The 16976-nt window shown below is 62.2% G+C and carries 26 protein-coding genes; 16 read left to right on the top strand and 10 right to left on the bottom strand.

All coding sequences use genetic code 11. The annotated features are described in order from the left end of the window. Positions 1–21 precede the first annotated feature (21 nt). Complete coding sequence (locus tag A9K71_RS19515; RefSeq protein WP_066999431.1) at positions 22–1122, top strand: flavodoxin family protein; 1101 nt, start codon at positions 22–24, stop codon at positions 1120–1122. A 32-nt stretch (positions 1123–1154) separates the two neighbouring features. Continuing rightward, the gene (locus A9K71_RS19510; RefSeq protein WP_066999427.1) at positions 1155–2156 is read left to right on the top strand and encodes a YihY/virulence factor BrkB family protein; all 1002 of its coding nucleotides are present in this window, start codon (positions 1155–1157) and stop codon (positions 2154–2156) included. Here the strand turns inward: A9K71_RS19510 and A9K71_RS31665 are convergent. From A9K71_RS31665 to A9K71_RS19490, 4 genes are all read right to left on the bottom strand, one after another. Continuing rightward, positions 2052–2453, bottom strand: a complete 402-nt coding sequence (locus A9K71_RS31665) for a hypothetical protein (protein ID WP_143749042.1) — start codon at positions 2451–2453, stop codon at positions 2052–2054. The two genes, A9K71_RS19510 and A9K71_RS31665, sit on opposite strands and share 105 nt — an antisense overlap. Before the next feature lie 316 nt (positions 2454–2769). Then, entirely contained in the window at positions 2770–2949 is a 180-nt protein-coding gene (locus A9K71_RS30650; RefSeq protein ID WP_082953924.1) for a hypothetical protein, read from the bottom strand. Between the two features lie 102 nt (positions 2950–3051). Further along, positions 3052–3249: a hypothetical protein gene (locus A9K71_RS19500; protein WP_066999420.1), complete on the bottom strand. Its 198-nt coding sequence runs from the start codon at positions 3247–3249 to the stop codon at positions 3052–3054. 571 nt (positions 3250–3820) lie between these two features. After that, on the bottom strand, positions 3821–4024 hold the full coding sequence (locus tag A9K71_RS19490) for a CsbD family protein (protein ID WP_066999415.1): 204 nt from the start codon (positions 4022–4024) through the stop codon (positions 3821–3823). Positions 4025–4243: 219 nt separating this feature from the next. On the opposite strand from A9K71_RS19490, the gene A9K71_RS19485 reads away from it, so the two are divergent. Then, positions 4244–4654: an HD domain-containing protein gene (locus A9K71_RS19485; protein ID WP_066999412.1), complete on the top strand. Its 411-nt coding sequence runs from the start codon at positions 4244–4246 to the stop codon at positions 4652–4654. An 11-nt stretch (positions 4655–4665) separates the two neighbouring features. Here A9K71_RS19485 and A9K71_RS19480 read toward each other — a convergent pair whose 3' ends face one another. Further along, positions 4666–5007: a hypothetical protein gene (locus A9K71_RS19480; RefSeq protein ID WP_156752719.1), complete on the bottom strand. Its 342-nt coding sequence runs from the start codon at positions 5005–5007 to the stop codon at positions 4666–4668. 264 nt (positions 5008–5271) lie between these two features. Between A9K71_RS19480 and A9K71_RS19475 the strand changes: the two genes are divergently transcribed. The 4 genes from A9K71_RS19475 (at position 5272) to A9K71_RS31660 (ending at position 7523) form a co-directional block, all read left to right on the top strand. After that, on the top strand, positions 5272–5517 hold the full coding sequence (locus A9K71_RS19475) for a hypothetical protein (RefSeq protein WP_066999440.1): 246 nt from the start codon (positions 5272–5274) through the stop codon (positions 5515–5517). Between the two features lie 32 nt (positions 5518–5549). Further along, entirely contained in the window at positions 5550–6608 is a 1059-nt protein-coding gene (locus A9K71_RS19470) for a PAS domain S-box protein (RefSeq protein ID WP_066999406.1), read from the top strand. A 211-nt stretch (positions 6609–6819) separates the two neighbouring features. Then, positions 6820–7179: an SPW repeat protein gene (locus A9K71_RS19465; protein ID WP_066999436.1), complete on the top strand. Its 360-nt coding sequence runs from the start codon at positions 6820–6822 to the stop codon at positions 7177–7179. Positions 7180–7352: 173 nt separating this feature from the next. Beyond that, positions 7353–7523 (top strand): hypothetical protein, encoded by a 171-nt coding sequence (locus tag A9K71_RS31660; protein WP_156752718.1) that lies wholly within the window; start codon positions 7353–7355, stop codon positions 7521–7523. Between the two features lie 194 nt (positions 7524–7717). On the opposite strand, the gene A9K71_RS19460 is transcribed toward A9K71_RS31660, so the two are convergent. After that, entirely contained in the window at positions 7718–8185 is a 468-nt protein-coding gene (locus tag A9K71_RS19460; protein WP_066999403.1) for an Lrp/AsnC family transcriptional regulator, read from the bottom strand. Positions 8186–8327: 142 nt separating this feature from the next. Here A9K71_RS19460 and A9K71_RS19455 point away from each other — a divergent pair, with 142 nt between their 5' ends. Beyond that, positions 8328–9083, top strand: coding sequence for a tryptophan 2,3-dioxygenase family protein (locus A9K71_RS19455; RefSeq protein ID WP_066999399.1), 756 nt, complete (start codon positions 8328–8330; stop codon positions 9081–9083). Between the two features lie 275 nt (positions 9084–9358). After that, entirely contained in the window at positions 9359–9778 is a 420-nt protein-coding gene (locus tag A9K71_RS19450; RefSeq protein WP_066999396.1) for a DoxX family protein, read from the top strand. A gap of 12 nt (positions 9779–9790) precedes the next feature. On the opposite strand, the gene A9K71_RS19445 is transcribed toward A9K71_RS19450, so the two are convergent. From A9K71_RS19445 to A9K71_RS19430, 4 genes are all read right to left on the bottom strand, one after another. Beyond that, positions 9791–10096 carry a hypothetical protein gene (locus A9K71_RS19445; protein ID WP_066999393.1) on the bottom strand — a complete coding sequence of 102 codons (306 nt, stop codon included), beginning with the start codon at positions 10094–10096 and terminating at the stop codon, positions 9791–9793. A gap of 63 nt (positions 10097–10159) precedes the next feature. Beyond that, positions 10160–10429, bottom strand: coding sequence for a hypothetical protein (locus A9K71_RS19440; protein WP_066999390.1), 270 nt, complete (start codon positions 10427–10429; stop codon positions 10160–10162). A gap of 183 nt (positions 10430–10612) precedes the next feature. Then, on the bottom strand, positions 10613–11158 hold the full coding sequence (locus tag A9K71_RS19435) for a hypothetical protein (protein WP_156752717.1): 546 nt from the start codon (positions 11156–11158) through the stop codon (positions 10613–10615). A gap of 139 nt (positions 11159–11297) precedes the next feature. Then, positions 11298–11618: a hypothetical protein gene (locus A9K71_RS19430; RefSeq protein WP_066999384.1), complete on the bottom strand. Its 321-nt coding sequence runs from the start codon at positions 11616–11618 to the stop codon at positions 11298–11300. 470 nt (positions 11619–12088) lie between these two features. Here A9K71_RS19430 and A9K71_RS32135 point away from each other — a divergent pair, with 470 nt between their 5' ends. The 7 genes from A9K71_RS32135 (at position 12089) to A9K71_RS19390 (ending at position 16850) form a co-directional block, all read left to right on the top strand. Beyond that, positions 12089–12475, top strand: a complete 387-nt coding sequence (locus tag A9K71_RS32135; protein WP_066999381.1) for a hypothetical protein — start codon at positions 12089–12091, stop codon at positions 12473–12475. Next, positions 12468–12860: a hypothetical protein gene (locus A9K71_RS19420; protein ID WP_066999378.1), complete on the top strand. Its 393-nt coding sequence runs from the start codon at positions 12468–12470 to the stop codon at positions 12858–12860. The genes A9K71_RS32135 and A9K71_RS19420 overlap by 8 nt, the downstream gene beginning before the upstream one ends. Beyond that, on the top strand, positions 12805–13542 hold the full coding sequence (locus A9K71_RS19415) for a terminase family protein (RefSeq protein ID WP_245299682.1): 738 nt from the start codon (positions 12805–12807) through the stop codon (positions 13540–13542). Before A9K71_RS19420 ends, A9K71_RS19415 begins: the two co-directional genes overlap by 56 nt. A 506-nt stretch (positions 13543–14048) precedes the next feature. After that, positions 14049–14804 carry a terminase family protein gene (locus A9K71_RS19405; protein ID WP_082980602.1) on the top strand — a complete coding sequence of 252 codons (756 nt, stop codon included), beginning with the start codon at positions 14049–14051 and terminating at the stop codon, positions 14802–14804. Between the two features lie 76 nt (positions 14805–14880). Continuing rightward, positions 14881–15135, top strand: coding sequence for a hypothetical protein (locus A9K71_RS19400; RefSeq protein ID WP_066999364.1), 255 nt, complete (start codon positions 14881–14883; stop codon positions 15133–15135). A gap of 659 nt (positions 15136–15794) precedes the next feature. Continuing rightward, positions 15795–16277: a hypothetical protein gene (locus tag A9K71_RS19395; RefSeq protein ID WP_156752716.1), complete on the top strand. Its 483-nt coding sequence runs from the start codon at positions 15795–15797 to the stop codon at positions 16275–16277. Between the two features lie 171 nt (positions 16278–16448). Beyond that, positions 16449–16850, top strand: a complete 402-nt coding sequence (locus tag A9K71_RS19390; protein ID WP_245299681.1) for a hypothetical protein — start codon at positions 16449–16451, stop codon at positions 16848–16850. Positions 16851–16976: the final 126 nt, after the last annotated feature.

The following is a 16976-nucleotide window of genomic DNA, read 5'->3' as shown; positions in this document are numbered from 1 at the left end:
GCCCAACTCGGGCGTGGGCGCATGGCAAACAGCACAGATTTCAGCAAGGGCCCTGAGCCGCGCAAAGGCATGCCGAGCCCGCGTCTCGGCGAAAGCGAATTCAAGGCACGCTATCTGAGACAATTCTACGATCCGGCCTTTCAGCCGGAGGCGGATGCCATTGGCAGGCTGGCCGAGATCGCCTGGCAGGCTTACAGCGAAGAACGCAAGGCACCGATCACCAGAAAGGCGGGACAGGGCTTCCACGATCCGGACTATGATCTCTCCGTCGACTGGTTCGCCGCGCACGAAGCGGTCGAAGCGGCACAGCGCCGATACGAGGACAAGACCGCGCCGTCCCGCATCCTGCTCATAAACGGCTCCTCGCGCAGCGAGCACACCTGCCCGGGCGAAATGTCGAAAAGCTTCCGCCTTGTCGAGTTGGCGCGCAGCGCCATTGCAGCAAGACCGGGCTTCGCGATCGAGGTTCTCGACCTCGCGCGGCTCGCCTCCGAATACGGCCGCAGGATCTTTCCCTGCAAGGCGTGCTTCTCGACCGCGGCCGCGCTCTGCCATTGGCCATGCTCCTGCTACCCCAATCATTCGCTCGGGCAGGTCAATGACTGGATGAACGACATCTACCCGCTCTGGGTCGAGGCGCATGGCGTCATGATCGTCACGCCGGTCAACTGGTACCATTCCTCCTCGCCGGTGAAGCTGATGATGGACCGGCTTGTCTGCGCCGACGGCGGCAATCCCGATCCTTCGCTGACGCAGGGCAAGGATGCCGCGCTCGCCAAGAAGGTCGAGCTTGCCGGCTGGGACTATCCGCGCCATCTCGCCGGCCGGCTGTTCTCCGTCATCGTGCATGGCGACACCGAAGGTGCCGGAAGGGTGCGTCACAGCCTGGCCGACTGGCTGCGCTCGATGAAGCTCGATCCGGTGGGCGAGGCTGCCGAGCTCGACCGCTACATTGGCTACTGGAAGCCCTATGCGACGAGCCATGACGAGCTCGACGCCGACCATGCCGTGCAGAGGGAAGTCCGCAATGCCGCGCTGGCGCTCGCCGAAGCCGTCGAGAAGCGTCGCGCGGGTTCGTTCCAGACCATCGGAGCCGGGCTCGAGGATCCGCGCCCCAAATAGCCGCCGAGGAGAAACAGCCGACGGGGAGGAAGATGCAGCGCTGGTTCCAGGAAGCCTGGGTTGTGCTCAAAGAGAGCATTACCGGCTATGTCAACGACAATGCGCTGAGCCATGGCGCTGCGATGGCCTTCTACGCCACGACCTCGCTGGCGCCGATCCTTCTGATCGTGGTAGCGATCGCGGGCGTCGTCATAGGCAACGACGCCGCGCAGCTCGCGCTTTCGGCTGAGTTCGCGGGGGTGATGGGACCGCAGAGCGCCGAACTGCTCACGGCGGTGATCGAGACCGCCGCGCATCGCGGGTCCAACACGCTGGCCACCCTCATCGGGCTGATCACGCTGCTTGTCACCGCCTCCGGCGTCTTCGGAGAGATGCAGCAGTCGTTGAACGAGATATGGAAGGTCAAGCCCAGCGGCGTTTCGCTTTCGCGCCTGGTGCGGGCGAGGGCGGCAAGCCTCGGGCTGGTGGCAGCTCTTGGCTTCATGCTTCTGGTGTCGCTCGCCGCAAGCACGGCGATCTCGGCGCTGAGCGAGGTCATCAACCAGCACCTGCCGTTCGGCGAGCTGATCGTGAGCGCGATCAACACCATCGTCTCCTTCGTGCTGATCGCGCTGCTCTTCGCGGCGATCTACAAGGTCCTGCCGGACCGCAGGCTCAAATGGCGCGACGTCGGCGTCGGTTCCATCGTCACCGCGCTGCTCTTCACCATCGGCAAGTCGCTGATCGGCTGGTACATCGGCACCAGCGCCATCGGCACGTCCTATGGCGCTGCCGGCGCGCTGATGGTCGTGCTGGTCTGGGTTTACTATTCGGCACAGATTTTCCTCTTCGGTGCCGAGATCACCCGCGCCTATTCGGTGCGGAGCGGCAGCCGGCAGGATCTCGCGCCCGTGGTGGCGGCCAGCGACGAAACGTCAAGGTCAGGCAGGTCACCGCAACCGGGCGTGCCGGACGGCGAGGTCGTCAGATGGATCGTCCTCAGCAGCCTGATCACGGTGCTGGTCTCGGAGTTCCGGCGCTGGCGGCAGGGGTGAGGATGCTGGCCGCCGGTTCGAGAGTTGGCCGTTCTCTGCCTGTCGCTCCTGCTGACGCTTTTCGACTTCGTAGGAAAGCCAGCGGCAGAACATCCCGATGATCGAGGTGGCGGCGCCGCCAAGCAGGCAGGCAATCAGCAACGGATTTTGCGAAACGTGCTCCCAACTGACGATCGCCAGCAGCATCACGCTTACCGTTGAGATCGAATAGCCTATGCCCTTGAGCAGATGCAGCGACGATATGGTCATCCCGGCCCGCCTTTCAGGTGCAACAATCAGCGGCAACCGAAGTTCCATGCACCCAGTGCCAGGCGCTTGGCAGCGGTTTCGCCGCTGTGTGCGAGCCGTTGAAACCTTGTCCAGCCGAATGCGTTGCCTCACGTATCAATCGCGGGAGGAAGTCGTTACGATGCCAAAGACAGGGCCAGGTTGGGAGCAGGCCTATCAACCGCTCGAATTCGCCGAAAAGCACGGCCTGACCCTGAGGCAGGCTGAGATCGTCATCCAGACCAATGGACCGTCCAAATACAAATGCGATCTGGCGGCTCCGATCTTTCTCAAGGCGCTGAAGCAGCTCGCAAAGAATCGCGGGACGCCTGGCCGGCAGGCAGCATCAGTGTCGGCTTTTGAGGAACCGGGCTTCGCGCAGCAGCGAAGGCCAGTCGGTTCCGATTAGCTTGATCAACTCGCGGGCATCGTTTTCCGAAATGTCCGCGTCCTTTGCCAACCGGTGGGCGAGCATTTGGACATCGGCCTCCGTTTGCTGCACCTGCTTTCCATCATTTCCAACCATGGCGCGCCTCCTCTCAGACAAGAACTTTCGAGGTTGCCGTATGTTTCATTTTGGCGGCAAGAGGCAGGCCGCCGGCGAACCTAAAGTTCGCGCAGGCTTGCGCTACTTGCGTTTGGCCTTCAGCTTTTCACTCAATTCGACCGGATCGCGGCAGCCGTTCTCAAACAAAATCAGCGCGTGCCTTGCCGCATGAAGCCGCTCCTCACTGTCCGACGGTATGCGAAATGTGCGGCAGTAGTCGTCGAGAGCGGCTGCGAGGATGACCAAATCCTCGGGGTTGAGGAAACCCGGAAAAACCATAGCTCTCCCTCCCGTTGACAGGTGAAAGTGAAAGCGTGGTCCGCGCTTACAAACGCTGGCCTGGGTTTGGGAGTTGCGGATAAGCGCTGGCGGCGGGGTCACTTGTTGTGTCACCCTGCCATCAAGCGGAACTTTCTCGCGTCACCGACGGAGCGGTTTGGACCCCGGGCTTTGCCGCCGAGCACAGCACTGTGCGATTCTGGCCGAAGTCCGCTGCGGGTTCGAGAAAGATGGTATCCGATCGCCCGAGGCGATGGCGCCTAGCGCTTCCGCTTTCCGGCGCCGGCAGGCTTAGGCCCCACGGTCACGAGCGCCTCGCGCATTATCCGCAGGGCTTCATCGGGGGTTAGGCCGCATTTGCGGGCAAAATAAATCGCTTCGGAAGCCTCCGATCGCGAGGCTGCGGCGATAACGGACAAGGCCGGTCTCGATTTCTTCTTGGCCATCGGTTCACCGTGCCACGAATCGCTTAGTCAACTAATATAACGTCCCTGTTCTGAAATCAAGATTCCGGCTTTTGACCCCGCAGCCCCGATCGGGGCTGCGGGCTCATTTCATCCGGCGGCGGATCTTACCAGCCTTGGCGACTCGCCCAGTCGTCGATGTCGCGGCGGATGCGATCCTTCTCGATGCCGTAGCGCTCTTGGATCTTGCCTTCGAGCTGCTCGCGGTTGCCGGCGATGCGGTCGAGGTCGTCATCGGTGAGCTTGCCCCACTGTTCCTTCACCTTGCCCTTGACCTGCTTCCAGTTACCTTCGACGCGGTTCCAATCCATGGTGCAGACCTCCTTTGTGTTTGCGTAAATGCTAACGACTGCGCGGGCCGCGGGTTCCTGTTTTTCGGCCGGACACGAGGGAACATTTGAACGCTGCTCATGTTCTGCCGCAGTATGGCGCGCCGTCCCCTGCAAGGCGTGCCGGCGGACCGGGTCGGGACCCAATCCTGCCCGTCTCGTTGTCCCGTTTGGGCGGGCTTCCAATAGATCGAGGAGATCATGCTTTACCAGGCAGCGAAGATCGCCGAAGAGGCCCATCGCGGCCAGAAGGACAAGACCGGCCGTCCCTTTATCGAACATCTGAGACGCGTCGCCGATGCGCTCGAAACGCTTGACGAGAAAACCGTCGCCTACCTGCACGACGTGGTCGAGAAAGGCGAGGGGTGGACGCTCGATCGGCTCGAGGCCGAGGGCTTCGGCTTTCCGGTCGTCGCTGCCGTTGACGCGCTGACGAAAAGAATGGACGAAAGCGAGCACGACTTTGTCTGCCGTGCGGTGTCCAACGAGCTTGCGCTGCCTGTCAAGCAGGCGGACCTCAAGGACAATCTCTGGCAGGCGCACCAGGCGGGCATCGACCCCGAGAAGTACGAGAACGGACTGCGCCTGCTCGACGAGTTGACCAGCGAGTGACTGGAATTGCCCTAGCCCTTGTCGCTCACCTGCAGCAGATCCGCCGACTCGGGTGAAACGAGCGAGCGTTCTCGCAACGCCTTTTCCAGGTCGTTGCGGCTGTCAGCCGGGCAGGCGTCGGGCAGGTCGAGCGCCGTCAGCGCCTCTTCGTCGAATTCGATGGCCCCGCCATAGAGCTGAGCCACCTGCATCACCAGACTCTCGATATCCTCGCGGGCAATGTTCTCGGCGAGATTCATCAGCCTGATTTCTTCCGACAGTTGGATGATGTTGACGATGCCGTTTTCCCGCAAAGCCCGCTGGACCTTGTGGTGAGCGTCGTTACGCAACCGGTCGGAAAATCCTCGTAACATCGGAAAAACCTCCTTTCGCGGCGGTTCATCCCTCTACCGGCCATAATGCGCCGACGTCGCTCGGTTGGCAACTAAAAAATGGAAAAGCTGTAAAAAAATCAACAAGTTAGCATAGACCGGCAAGTGCGGTGTAGCCATATCGTTAGCACCGCCAGCGTCCCCCGCCTTTGTTGTCTCGCATGACCTTGACGTCTTTTGAGCCGAATCCTACTTTTACTGGCAGTGAGTGACATACTCATTCGGGTCATGACCTGGGAGGCTAGGGTGGTTGAATTGGAGCGGCCGCAAAGGCTGCAGATCATGTTGACGGAAGAGGAACTCGCGGCAGTCGAGAACTGGCGCTTCGAGAAACGCATGCCGAGCCGCTCGGCCGCCGTGCGCGAGCTTCTGCGAAGGGGCCTCGCATCCGAAGGTTTCCTGACAGCCGAGACCGGCATGAAGTCGCAGGATTTCGGCGTGCTGGATCCAGCAACGGGGAATGGCGAAAATCCTGACCCCTCCAAGGCTTAGCCGCTTGCTATGAGATTCGGCCGCGCTAACTAATGCCCATGGTGACATCCGGGGGCAGGGAATTTGAAGATGCCAGCGCCAATGCGCGTCTGGCCGCCATTGTCGATTCTTCCTTCGACGCCATCATCGGCAAGGATCTGAACAGCATCATCACCGACTGGAACCGCGCGGCAGAACGTATGTTCGGCTACAGCGCGGAGGAAGCCATCGGCCAATCGATGCTGCTCCTTATCCCCGAGCATATGCACGATGAGGAGACCGACATTATCAGCCGCATCCGTCGGGGCGAGGGCGTGGCAAATCTCGACACGATGCGAAAGCGCAAGGACGGCTCGCTCGTTGCCGTTTCGGTAACGGTGTCGCCGATCAGGAGCGTTGCGGGCGAGATCGTCGGCGCCTCCACGATCGCGCGCGACATCACCGCCGCCAGGGAAAATGAGCGCCGCATCCGGCTCCTGATGCGCGAGGTCAACCACCGCGTGAAGAACCAGTTCGCGGTGATCCTGTCGATGGTCAGGGAAACCAACAAGCGTTCTGCCAGCCCCAGCGAGTTCGAGGAGATGATCCGGGCCCGGATCATGGCGCTGTCGCGCTCGCACGATCTGCTGGTCACCTCGGAATGGGCAGGCGCCAGTCTCTTCGACCTGATCCAGGAACATCTGAAACCGTTCGGTCATGAGGAGCGCATCTCGCTTTCCGGCCCGCTTTTGACGCTGCAGTCGAATGCCGTGCAGAATCTCGGCATGGCCTTCCACGAGCTTGGCACCAACTCGTCGAAATATGGCGCGTTGGCGGGCGAGGGCGGGCACGTCGAGATCACCTGGACGGTCGAGACTGGCCCGAAGGCCCAGCGCCACTTTCACCTTGTCTGGCAGGAGAGGTCGAATGGCCATGCCAATGGCGAGCTAGACGAGACGGCGCGCAAGGGTTTTGGCACCGTGGTGCTGCAGCGGGTGGCGCCGCAATCGCTCAGCGGCTCTTCCAGTCTCGAGCGCTCGTCCGGTGCGTTGAAATGGTCGCTGACGGCACCGCTCGAGGCCATTGTCATGCCACAGCTGGGCGCCGAGAGCGGAAGCGACTTCTACGGATGACAGTCCGTTCCCCACCTCGAAGGGCTTTCCCGTAAAAGGGACGGCCCGGCCCGATCCAGCGGGAGCTTGTGCGGGCCGCCACGGCGCGCAATACGGCTACCGCGGAAGGTTCCCTTGTCGCTCCGTAAAAATGTATTACATCATGTAACATAGCGTGCGCATTGCACGCGAATGCAGTTGCTTTGGTCTGGCTTCATCGATGGAGGTTGTCATGGCAAGCAAACTGATGGAAGAAAGGAAGAGCAAGGACTGGGTTATCCTGGTCCTCGCGATCTGCCTGTTCATCTCACCCTGGGTCATCGGATTCACCGCGGCAATGATGCCCGCGTGGAACGCCTGGATTGTTGGCGTCCTGCTCGGTGCGCTGGCGCTCGCGACGCTTTCGGTGTTCGCCGAATGGGAGGAATGGGTAAATCTCGTGCTCGGGCTCTGGCTGATCGTGTCGCCCTGGCTGCTGGGCTTCGCGGCGGACAGGAACGTAATGCTCACGCACGTCATCCTTGGCGTGCTAGTGGTCGCGGCATCTGCCTGGGCCGTCTGGGACGTCCGTCATCCCCACGCGCATGCGTGAGCGGTGATTAAGGGAGCCCGCCGCGCAAGCGGCGAGCTCCTTTGAAAGACAATTCCAGGAAAACCGTGCAGCCGGTTTTCCGACCGGAACTGCATGGAAGACCTATCGGGGCAGGGGCTTGGCGGCGGTTGCGACCTCACGCAATTGCTGCAACCGGAAACCTTTTGGCCCCGATGCTCCATCCTGATCAGCCTGCCAAATGCTGTTCCTATTGCGGCGGCCGCGATCACGAGTTCGAGGCGTGCCCGAAGCGCAAGGCCGACGCCGAGAAGGAAAAGCCGCTGCGGCAGCCCGAGCCGGCCGGCCGTAGGGAGCCTGACGTGGAATCCAAATACCTGACGTAGCGTTCCTTCGCGCCCCCCTCTGTCCTGCCGGACATCTCCCCCACAAGGGGGGAGATTAGCAGTTCCGCCGCCGGCGATCTTCCTACAATTGGCGAAAGCCGGCGTGACATCCGATCTCCCCCCAAGTGGGGGAGATGTCCGGCAGGACAGAGGGGGCGCTGTCCCGCCGACGTCTCCATCTTTTCGCGCCCGGACTACCGCAGCGCATGCGCCGCTGCATCGGCGAACGAGATGTCGCCCTTGATCTCGCGCATCGCCATCGAGGTGACGGTGCGGCGCACGCCGGGCAGCCGGCTGAGCTCCTCGCGCAGCATCCTGTCCAGCGCCCGCATGTCGACGGTGACGATCTGCAACAGATAGTCGGCCTCCCCGGTCGTGGCGTAGCAGCGGCGGATCAGCGGGTGCTTCCTCACCGCCGCCTCGAAGGCGTCCGACACCTCAAAGTCGATCGACACCTGGATAAAGGCCTCGATGTCGAAGCCGATCGCGGCCGGATCGATGCGGGTGGAATAGCTGCGGATGATGCCTTGATCCTCGAGCGCCTTCACCCGTTTCCAGCACGGCGTCTTGCTCAGTCCCACCTCTTCGGCCAGCTCGCCGAAGGAGATGCGCGCGTCGCGCTCGAGTGCTGACACTATCTTGCGGTCAAGGGCATCAAGCATGGTCCGTTCTCCAATGTCGCGACAATGGGCGCTAATCGTACTCCAATTCTCGTCATTTGGATAACATAAAGGAACAATGTTCAAGCTTAAAGCGCTATCCTTGGGCCACCTGCCGAACATGCCCGCGCGAGGAGGATGAGCCATGGACAAGTCGGACTATCACGCCCGCATCGAGGCGCCCGAAATGCGCGACTACGGCGTCTATCTCAAATGCGACCAGCTGCTCGCCTGCCAGAAGCCGCTCTCGCAAATGGTCAATGCCGACGAGCTGCAGTTCCAGATCGTGCACCAGGTCGAGGAATTGTGGATGAAGCTCATCGCCTTCACTCTGGTCGACGTGCTCGACTATCTGGAGAGGCAGGACACGCACCGCATCGTCACGCTGATGGGCCGCGTGCACCGGCTGGTGCGCATTATGACGGCGCAGCTCGATCTGCTGGAGACGATGTCGCCCAAGGAGTACCAGCAGATCCGCCTCGAGCTCGGTAATGGCAGCGGCCAGGAATCGCCAGGCTTCAAGCTTATCCTGCGCCTGCCGCCGGACCTCTGGCGGGCCTTCAAGCATTCCTATCTCGACGGCCGCGGGCTTTCCGTCGAGGACGTCTACGACGCTCACTACGATCATGGCGATGCTTATGTCGTGGCCGAGGCGCTGATCGAGTTCGACGAGCTGTTCCAGAAATTCCGCGCCAACCACCTCTATCTCATCCACCGCTCGATCGGTCTCGGCGCCAAGTCGCTGAAGGGCCGCCCGGTGGAGATCCTGGAAGGCGGGGCCCGCCACCGCTTCTTCCCCGAACTCTGGGACATACGCTGCGACATGACCGACCGCTGGGGTGCGGCCCACGGCACCGTGCGCGACTCGATCAGCCACCCGCCGCACGCGAAGGCGGGGTGAGCCTTTCCTCGCCCCGTGCTAACAGGGGGACAGGTGGCCCGGCGGAGCCGCGAGGGAGAGGGCCCCTCGTTGAGAGCCGGGCTTGGCTGCGGGTCCGCCGTCTGGCGCTTCCTCCCGGCGTCGCCGGCGCCTCACCGGCTGCTGCGCGGCGACGTCTCCGCGGCCTGCAGTGGGGGTGAGGAAACAAGTGAAGCAAAAAGCTCCGGCCCCCTGTCGGAATCATTGCCCTTACTCCGTCCTTGGGGCATCAACCGCTTCGAACCGGAGGGACAAACGTGGAAACGCAATCGACCTGGCAGACCGCCGCCATTCTCATCGCTCGCCTGATCTTCGCCGCCGTCTTCGCGATGGCCGTGACCTTCAAGTTCATGGATATGGGCGCCACCGCCGGCTACATCGCCGCCGCCGGGTTTCCGTTCCCGCTGTTTCTCGCCTGGTGCGCGGCGATCCTGGAAGTGCTTTTGGTGGTCGCCTTCCTCACCGGCGCCTTCTTCACGCCGGCGGCGCTGGTCGCGGCGCTTTATGTGATCTTCCTCGGCTTTTCATTCCACGGCCCGTCGCACTGGACCGGCAACCAGGCCGAGTTCGGCTTCTTCGTCGATCATTTCACTTTCCTCGCCGGCCTTTTCTTCGCCGCCGTGCATGGGCCGGGCAAGTTGCTCGCCGTCCGACAGGGTTGGCCGGGCCGGGCGTGAGGCGCCGCCACTTCACATCTGATCGTTATAGGGTTCCTTCATCTGCCCGACCATGCGCGCCAGCTTGGAGAAGGAAGGCATGTCCGCTTCCGGCTGGCATTGGTTGGCGAGCTCGAGCAGGCGGATCGGGAAGTTGATCGCATCGCGGTTCGACGCCGAAATCGCCTCGGACCGGTCCTCGCCTGTCTCGACGGCCTCGGCCTTGCGCAGCGCGATGTCGATCTCCTCGACCGTCAGCACCCCCTTGCGCACCAGAGTATGGTTGATTGCCGCGACGGCCATCAGCAGGCCCTCGAGTTGCAGATTGGCGACGTTCATGGCGCTTCCTCCCATTGACCTCGCTTGAAAACGCATGAGCGCCGTTTCCGATCCGGGACCGCCTTAGGCCTCCATCAGGCGCACGCCATATTCGGCCCAGAGCTGCTTGATCTCGCGGGCGCCCAGCGGCGGCGTCGAGCGATCTCCATAGAAGATGGCCACGGCGCTCAGGTCATATTGGCCGTCGGCCTCGGCGATGAAGCGGATGGCTTCGCCAAGCGGGCGCGAATGGAAGACCGGATCCGCCTGGCCTCGGCCAAGACTGCGAACGCCTGAAATACCTGCTGGCGCATGCCGCATCCGAAAGACCGATGCCATGGCGGATTTGTCCATGCCCGCTCTCCGCGATTCCCCTTGGGGAATGATTCCATAAGGTCCGGCTAATGACCAGCCCAAGACAACCGGGCACACCAACGACAACCGGGCACACCAACCCGCCGCTATGGAAAGGCCGGGCTCTGGGCCCGGCCTCCTTCAGCGGCCTGCGCTGCGGCGGCCGTCGTTGGCACGATTGCTCTAGCGGCTCCAGGGGCGAGCCCAGTCGTGGTCTGCGTCCGAGTTGCGCGCCATCGCCATGCCGATCAGCAAGCCGACGAGGCCGCCGAGAACCATGGCAGTGGAAACGGTGCCGGGATTCTGCTGAACGGTTTCGGAAACGCTCTGCGCCTGGCTTCGCAACTGCCTTGCCGCGCGTGAGGCGCGATCGCTCGCGCCGCCGTAGAATTCAGAAGCTCGGTCGGCCGCGCCGCTGTAGAGGCCGGAGGCCCGGTCGGCCGCACTCTGGTACCACCCTTGCGCCGCACTGGCGGCTTCCTCGGCCTGGTCGGCAAGCGCGCGGTTGAGCCGGCTGACCTCGCGCTTCAATTCGGCGATCTGCTTCCTCATTGCCGCTTCCGAAGCGGCTGAAGATCTGGCGCTGGTGCGCGAAGCGCTGCCGCTGCGGGCAGCGCTGCTGCGGCTGGGATTGCTTCGCTCTGTGCCGCCGCCCTGGGACGTCGAACTGCCGTTGCGCGCGGCTGCTGCGTTCGTATCCTTACCCTGGTTGGTTTCATCGTCTGCCATGGGTCTCTCCTTGCTGAACTCTGCAACGGCTCACGCCCGACCTTGCAACGGCTCACGTCCGCCATGGTTCCCTTCCAAGCAAAGGGCCGTGGAGCGGAACGCCACGGCCCTCGCGCGACGAAACTGCCGCGTCTCGTTACTACTTGCCGCAATGATTATCGTTGACCGACGGCGATGCCGTGCCAGGCGACGTGTGAGTTGCATCCGGCTGGGCGCCCTGCGGCGTCGCGGGGCAATTCCGATCGGCGTTCGAATTCATGCCGTCCGTGGTGATGCTGCCCGTCGTGCCTGTATCGGGTGCCATCTGATCAGGGGGCGGATTGGCAGGCGTGGTGGGGTCCACCGTGATGCTCTGGCCGCTGCCCGCCGTGTCGGCGGTACCGCCCGTTGCATTCTGAGCCATCGCAGCCGTAGCCAGACCGATGGTCAGAGCCGATGCCGCAAGAATCTTGATGAGCATGATCTTCTCCTTCTTGTGCGAGATCGTTTCTCTGTTCGGGAGTCTGTCGCGTCGCGACTAAGGGTGGAACCCCTCGGCCCGGAGGTGGTTCCGAGAAAAAAGTTTTGGAACTTTCCGACCTAGGCCTCGATGTATCGGTGCGGCGAGCGGAGTCGCTTCCCGGCAAGGCTGCAGACAAGCAGCTAGGAAAATTTACCTAGGAGCCTTGTCAGGTGAGGGCAGCTCTGCTATGATTTTATCCATGGTCCTGATTTGCGCCAACGACCCGCCAGCCGGCGGGTTTTTTTGTGGCTCCTCACCTTGGTGGCTTCGCCAGTTGGCGAGGCGACGGGCAGCATCCTCCTGTGGCGTGCCAGCCATATCCCCCGCAAGAAGGGGATCGATGGTCCCCCTTGCGGGCGAGATGTCCGGCAGGACAGGCGGGGCGGGAACTCGACCTTTTAGTTGAATCCAATCTGCGGAAGCTCTGCATGCCACGCTATGCCACCATCATCACCGGCGACGACGGCGTCGAAATCGTCAGCGCCATCGGCGAGTTCGCATCGTTCGGCGAGCCGCCCCGCACAGGCCGCGTCGAGGAAGTCGTGCCGGGTGTGCGCATCGGCATGGTGCGCGGCGGTCCGGTCGACGCGATCGCCGGCTTCGGCTTTCCGCGCCAGGGTCTCGATCCGTCGGCCATGAGAGCCGCCGCGGCGAAGCTGAAACGAACGGAGCCGTTTTCCGGACAGGTCGATCAGCCCTCCGCCCCGAAGGTCGGCCGCGCCAAGCCGCGCAAGAAGCCGGCGCGCAAGGCCGCCAGGGCGCGTGCGGTTCGTTCCGCCGGAACGTCGGCGGCCGCTGCAGCCGTCAATGGCTGACGGCGCAGGCAAGGCGCGGCGCGCCGGCGCCCGAACCGCTGGAGCGAAGGCTGAGCCGGCCGCCGCGCCGATAGCCAGGCGCTCGAAAAAGACGCTGGGCGACGATTTCGCCGCGGCGCTGCGCGCTGATTTCCGCGCCCATGGCGCCGGCGTCATCGCCGCGGTCAGGGCGGAAAAGCCCGACCAGTATCTGAAGGTCGTGCTGACGATGCTGCCCAAAGAGTTCTCGCAGGGTCTCGATGCGAACCAAAACAGTCTGGGCCAGTTGAGCGATGAGGAGATCCGCAGCCGCATCCGCGGCCTCGAAGCGAGGCTGCGGCCGTTCCTCGATGATAGCGACCTATCTGGCGCTGCTCGAGGAGATGGACCAACGCCGTCAACGTAACCTTCTTGCTGCCTACAGGCCGTACGAAAGGCAGTCCGAGTTCCACGCGGCGGGGGCAAAAAACCGCGAGCGCCTGTTCATGGCCGGTAACCAGCTCGGCAAGACCAAGGCAGGGGGCGCCGAATGGGCCATGCACCTCACCGGCCGCTATCCGGACTGGTGGATAGGCAAGGTGTTCGACACGCCCGTCCGGCTTTGGGCCGCCGGCGTCACCGGCGAGGGCACGCGCGACAATCCGCAGCGTGTGCTGGTCGGCCCGCCGCAGCAACAGGCGGAATGGGGCACCGGCATGATCCCGGCCGACGCCATTGCCGAAACGACGATGGGCCGCGGCGCGCCCGGAGCGCTGGACAGCGTCGTTGTGCGCTGGGGCGGTGGCGGTGATGTGCAGGCGGGCGAAAGCGTGCTCTCCTTCAAGTCCTACGAAAAAGGCCGCGAGAAATGGCAGGGCGAGACGCTGCACGGTGTCTGGTTCGACGAGGAGCCGCCGCTCGACATCTATTCCGAAGGCCTGACCCGCACCAATGCGACAGGCGGGATAACCATCGTGACTTTCACACCGCTGCTCGGGATGTCGGATGTGGTGCTGCGGTTTTTGTCGGCGGAGGCGGTTCAGGGCTTGGGTTCCTCGCCCCCGCAAGGCGGGGTGGCCGCGAAGCGGCCGGAGAGGGGGTCTTCGTAGGGCGACAAGCTTACGAGTGGCTTTCCGCTCTTGCATCGACAGCCGGCGCTGCCCCCGCTCCGTCGCGGCTCCGCCGCGCCATCTCTGCCCCACTTACGTGGGGCGAGGAATTGGAGCCAAAAAATACGGATGAAATCCGATCAGGGATATTTGCTGCCCGCAAGCTGCCTAGCGCGAGCCTTAGGGTCGGTCGCTTTCCGGGTTAGCGGTTGGCACCATATCCTTTCGTCACGAGTAATTGGATTGTACCAGACATTGCATACTTTGTTCGGTGTGTCCGGGATACAAACTTTGCGTTGGAACCCCCTGAACTCGTGCATCCCGCAGGTCTGCTTGCTCGTGTCATAGGGCACCTTCGACTGGCAGGCTGAGGCACTCGCGGCAATGGCCACGACGATTGCTATGCGGATCATGTATCTCCCCCGTTTCATCAGCAACCTCGCATTGATGAACAGTATTATCAACGGCAATAGTTGGTCGGGGCAGATAATTACGACGAGACTAATATGTCCCGACACGTGACCTTCATGACCATCGACGATGCCGGGCACTATTCGCCCGAGCAGCGCGCGGAAATCATCGCCGCCTATCCCGAGCATGAGCGCGAGGCGCGCGCGAACGGCATTCCGGTACTGGGCTCGGGCCGCATCTTCCCGGTGCCGGAGGAGATGATCGCCTGCGAGCCGTTCCGGCTGCCGCGCTGGTGGCCGCGCATCGGCGCGCTCGATTTCGGCTGGGACCATCCTTCGGCCGCGGTCGAGCTCGCCTGGGACACCGAGGCCGACATCGTCTACGTCACCAAGGCCCACCGCGCCGCGCAGCAGACGCCGGCGATGCAGGCGCTGGCGCTGAAGGCCTGGGGCGAATGGCTGCCCTTCGCCTGGCCGCGCGACGGCCGCCGCGAAACCTTGGAAGGCGCCGGCGTTGCGCTCGCAAAACAATATGCCGCGCATGGGCTGACCATGCTCTCGGGTCACGCCCGCTTCGCCGACGGCTCCGTCTCGGTCGAGGCCGGCCTGATGGACATGCTCGACCGCATGCAGTCCGGCCGCTTCAAGGTGTTTTGCACGCTTCACGCCTGGTTCGAGGAGTTCCGCCTCTACCACCGCAAGGACGGCCAGGTCGTGAAACTGCGCGACGACCTGATGGCCGCGACACGCTATGGCGTGATGATGCTGAGGGAAGCGGTGGTCGACCCGGCGGAGTTCAAGGCGGCGCGGCGGCCAGCGGCGCAGAGCGATCCGCTGGGCGCGTTCCGCTAAAGTGGTAACAGAGGCAGGGGACATGGCGAAACCCGTACGGTATTGTCCACGGCATTCAGGGGGGGGGGCAGGCCGCATGATCTTTTCGACGATGTTCCGTTCTATCAAGATGGCTGTCAGTGGCGAGGTCATTCAGCGGATCGATACCCCAATTATGGACGGCCACTGCACGATTTCCCTGCGCCTGAAGCGGGATAGAAAAGGCCGCAAATATGTGGTGCTGGCTGGCATAGCCAGCGGCAACTACCAGTATTATCCAATGGAGCTGGAACAGTTCAGGCAGATCATCGAAGCGGCCCTCGCCATACAATCTGCGACTGCTGCCGAGTAGCTGGCTCCGCTCCGTACAGGACAGGGCGATCCGCTGGGGGCTTTCAGGTAGGGCAGAACCTCTCTCTTCGTCATACTCGGGCTTGACCCGAGTATCCATGCCGTGACCCTTGCCTTGGAGTGCAGCGGTGCAGAATTCTGAAACCGTGTCAACACTTTAGCGTCACGGCATGGATTCTAGGGTCTGCGCGCATCGCGTCGCTCCTCGCTTCGCCCTAGGATTGTGAAGAGCCGTTCCGGCCACCCCAGCACGAGCGACTTCTAGCCTCTCCAAAATCCTCAATCCAGCAAGTCGCGCACGCGCCGCCGCGCTTCCGATCGGCTGCGATCGCCTGCGCGCCCCTTTTCCAAAGCACAGTCGTGCACCGACCCTGCTACCCGGGAAGCTTTATCTCAACAGCTAGACCAAGCTAGGATTTATCAGCCACCACTGCGGCGACAGGGGAGCAATCACCTTCTTCGGCGGCCCCCGGCGAACCCAAGTCTGCAGTTCGACAGGCCGCAGAGGGTTTCGGCAATTACCTCAGCGAGAGCTTTGAGGCCCTTGGCCGTGCCCCGCACGGCATTGGGCTGATTCTGCAGGATCTGCGCGATTCCCCTTGGGACTTCCTTGAGCAACTGCCGGTCACCCCCGGCTCGGGGGCTGTTGCCGAAGGGCGCTTGGCGTCAGAGGCAGCCGGCGAAGCTGTTGCAAAAGGCTTGGCGATTGTCCGCGACGGGGCGGCCAAGTTTACCAAGCCGCTCGAGAAGTTTGCGACGAGTGGTTCGCGCGCCAAATCGGGGCTCGCCGCTGATGCCGCGGTGGCTCGCCAAGCGGTTGAGACGAAATCTCTGGTCAAAGCCGCGGAGGATGCTGCCTACCGTGTAGGCACCGGCGCCAAACTCAAGAAGGGCGAGGTTCTTGAGATCATAAAGTCGATCGCAAGAGATCCTTCTAAGGTAAAGTATCAAGGGGCATCGTTCGGGAGGGCTGCCTCCAAAACTACCGCAAAACATTTCTTGATGCGAACCCGAATCTGCAGGGAGAAGTTGTCGTACATCATGCTGCGGAGCGACAGATATGGGAGAGATTTCCACGCATCGTCGCTGCAAACGAGGAGCACTCTCTTCAGAATCTTCGTGGCATTCCAAAAGCTTGGATAACCTTTTGCACAAGGTCATTTTGCGGTACGAGTGGGACGAATTTTACGAGGCGTATCCTCAGCTAACACGTTAGCAAATTCTGGATTACGTGAGTTACATCGACAAGAAATACGGGCATCTGTTCAATCCTCCGATAGGTGAGTGATGCAATATTTTAAGATACGGCCGCACGTGGCTGGTGGTATTGGCAAAGGCACTATTCTCGACTCGAGCGTTCATCCACCGATCGTAACCAAGCTCCACTACAAGATAGAGGCATGGTTCGGGGATGTGATTGTTGCGACGTTTCCTTGTTTCCTCGTCACTGAAGAAACCCAGCGTGCGCTGCAGAAGATGGGCTTTTCAGGCGCGACGTTCGCGGACGCTGAGGTGACGACCTCGGAAGAGTTTCAAGAGGATCAACCCGGCCTGGAACTGCCACATTTCGTTTGGTTGAAAGTGAATGGAAAGGCGGGTCAAGACGACTTCGGGATCGCGGTGCCCTTCCGCCTCGTCATCTCGGAACGCGTTCTTGATCTGCTTGAATCGTTGGGCATTTTCGTTGCGATAGTCGAGCCTTACGACGACGAATAGCATGGGAATTGGCGATATCAGCACACTCAATCCCTGAAGCGACTCAGCTTTTTGAGGTTAACTATTGTTTAGATGGGCCGAACGAAATAGTGCACTGTCACCGTAATTCCCTTCATCCGAATCGCC

Source organism: Mesorhizobium sp. WSM3873, assembly GCF_001672445.1.
Lineage (GTDB): Bacteria > Pseudomonadota > Alphaproteobacteria > Rhizobiales > Rhizobiaceae > Mesorhizobium.
The sequence above is the reverse complement of the archived record's forward strand: the minus strand, read 5'-3'. Positions and strand labels throughout refer to the sequence as shown.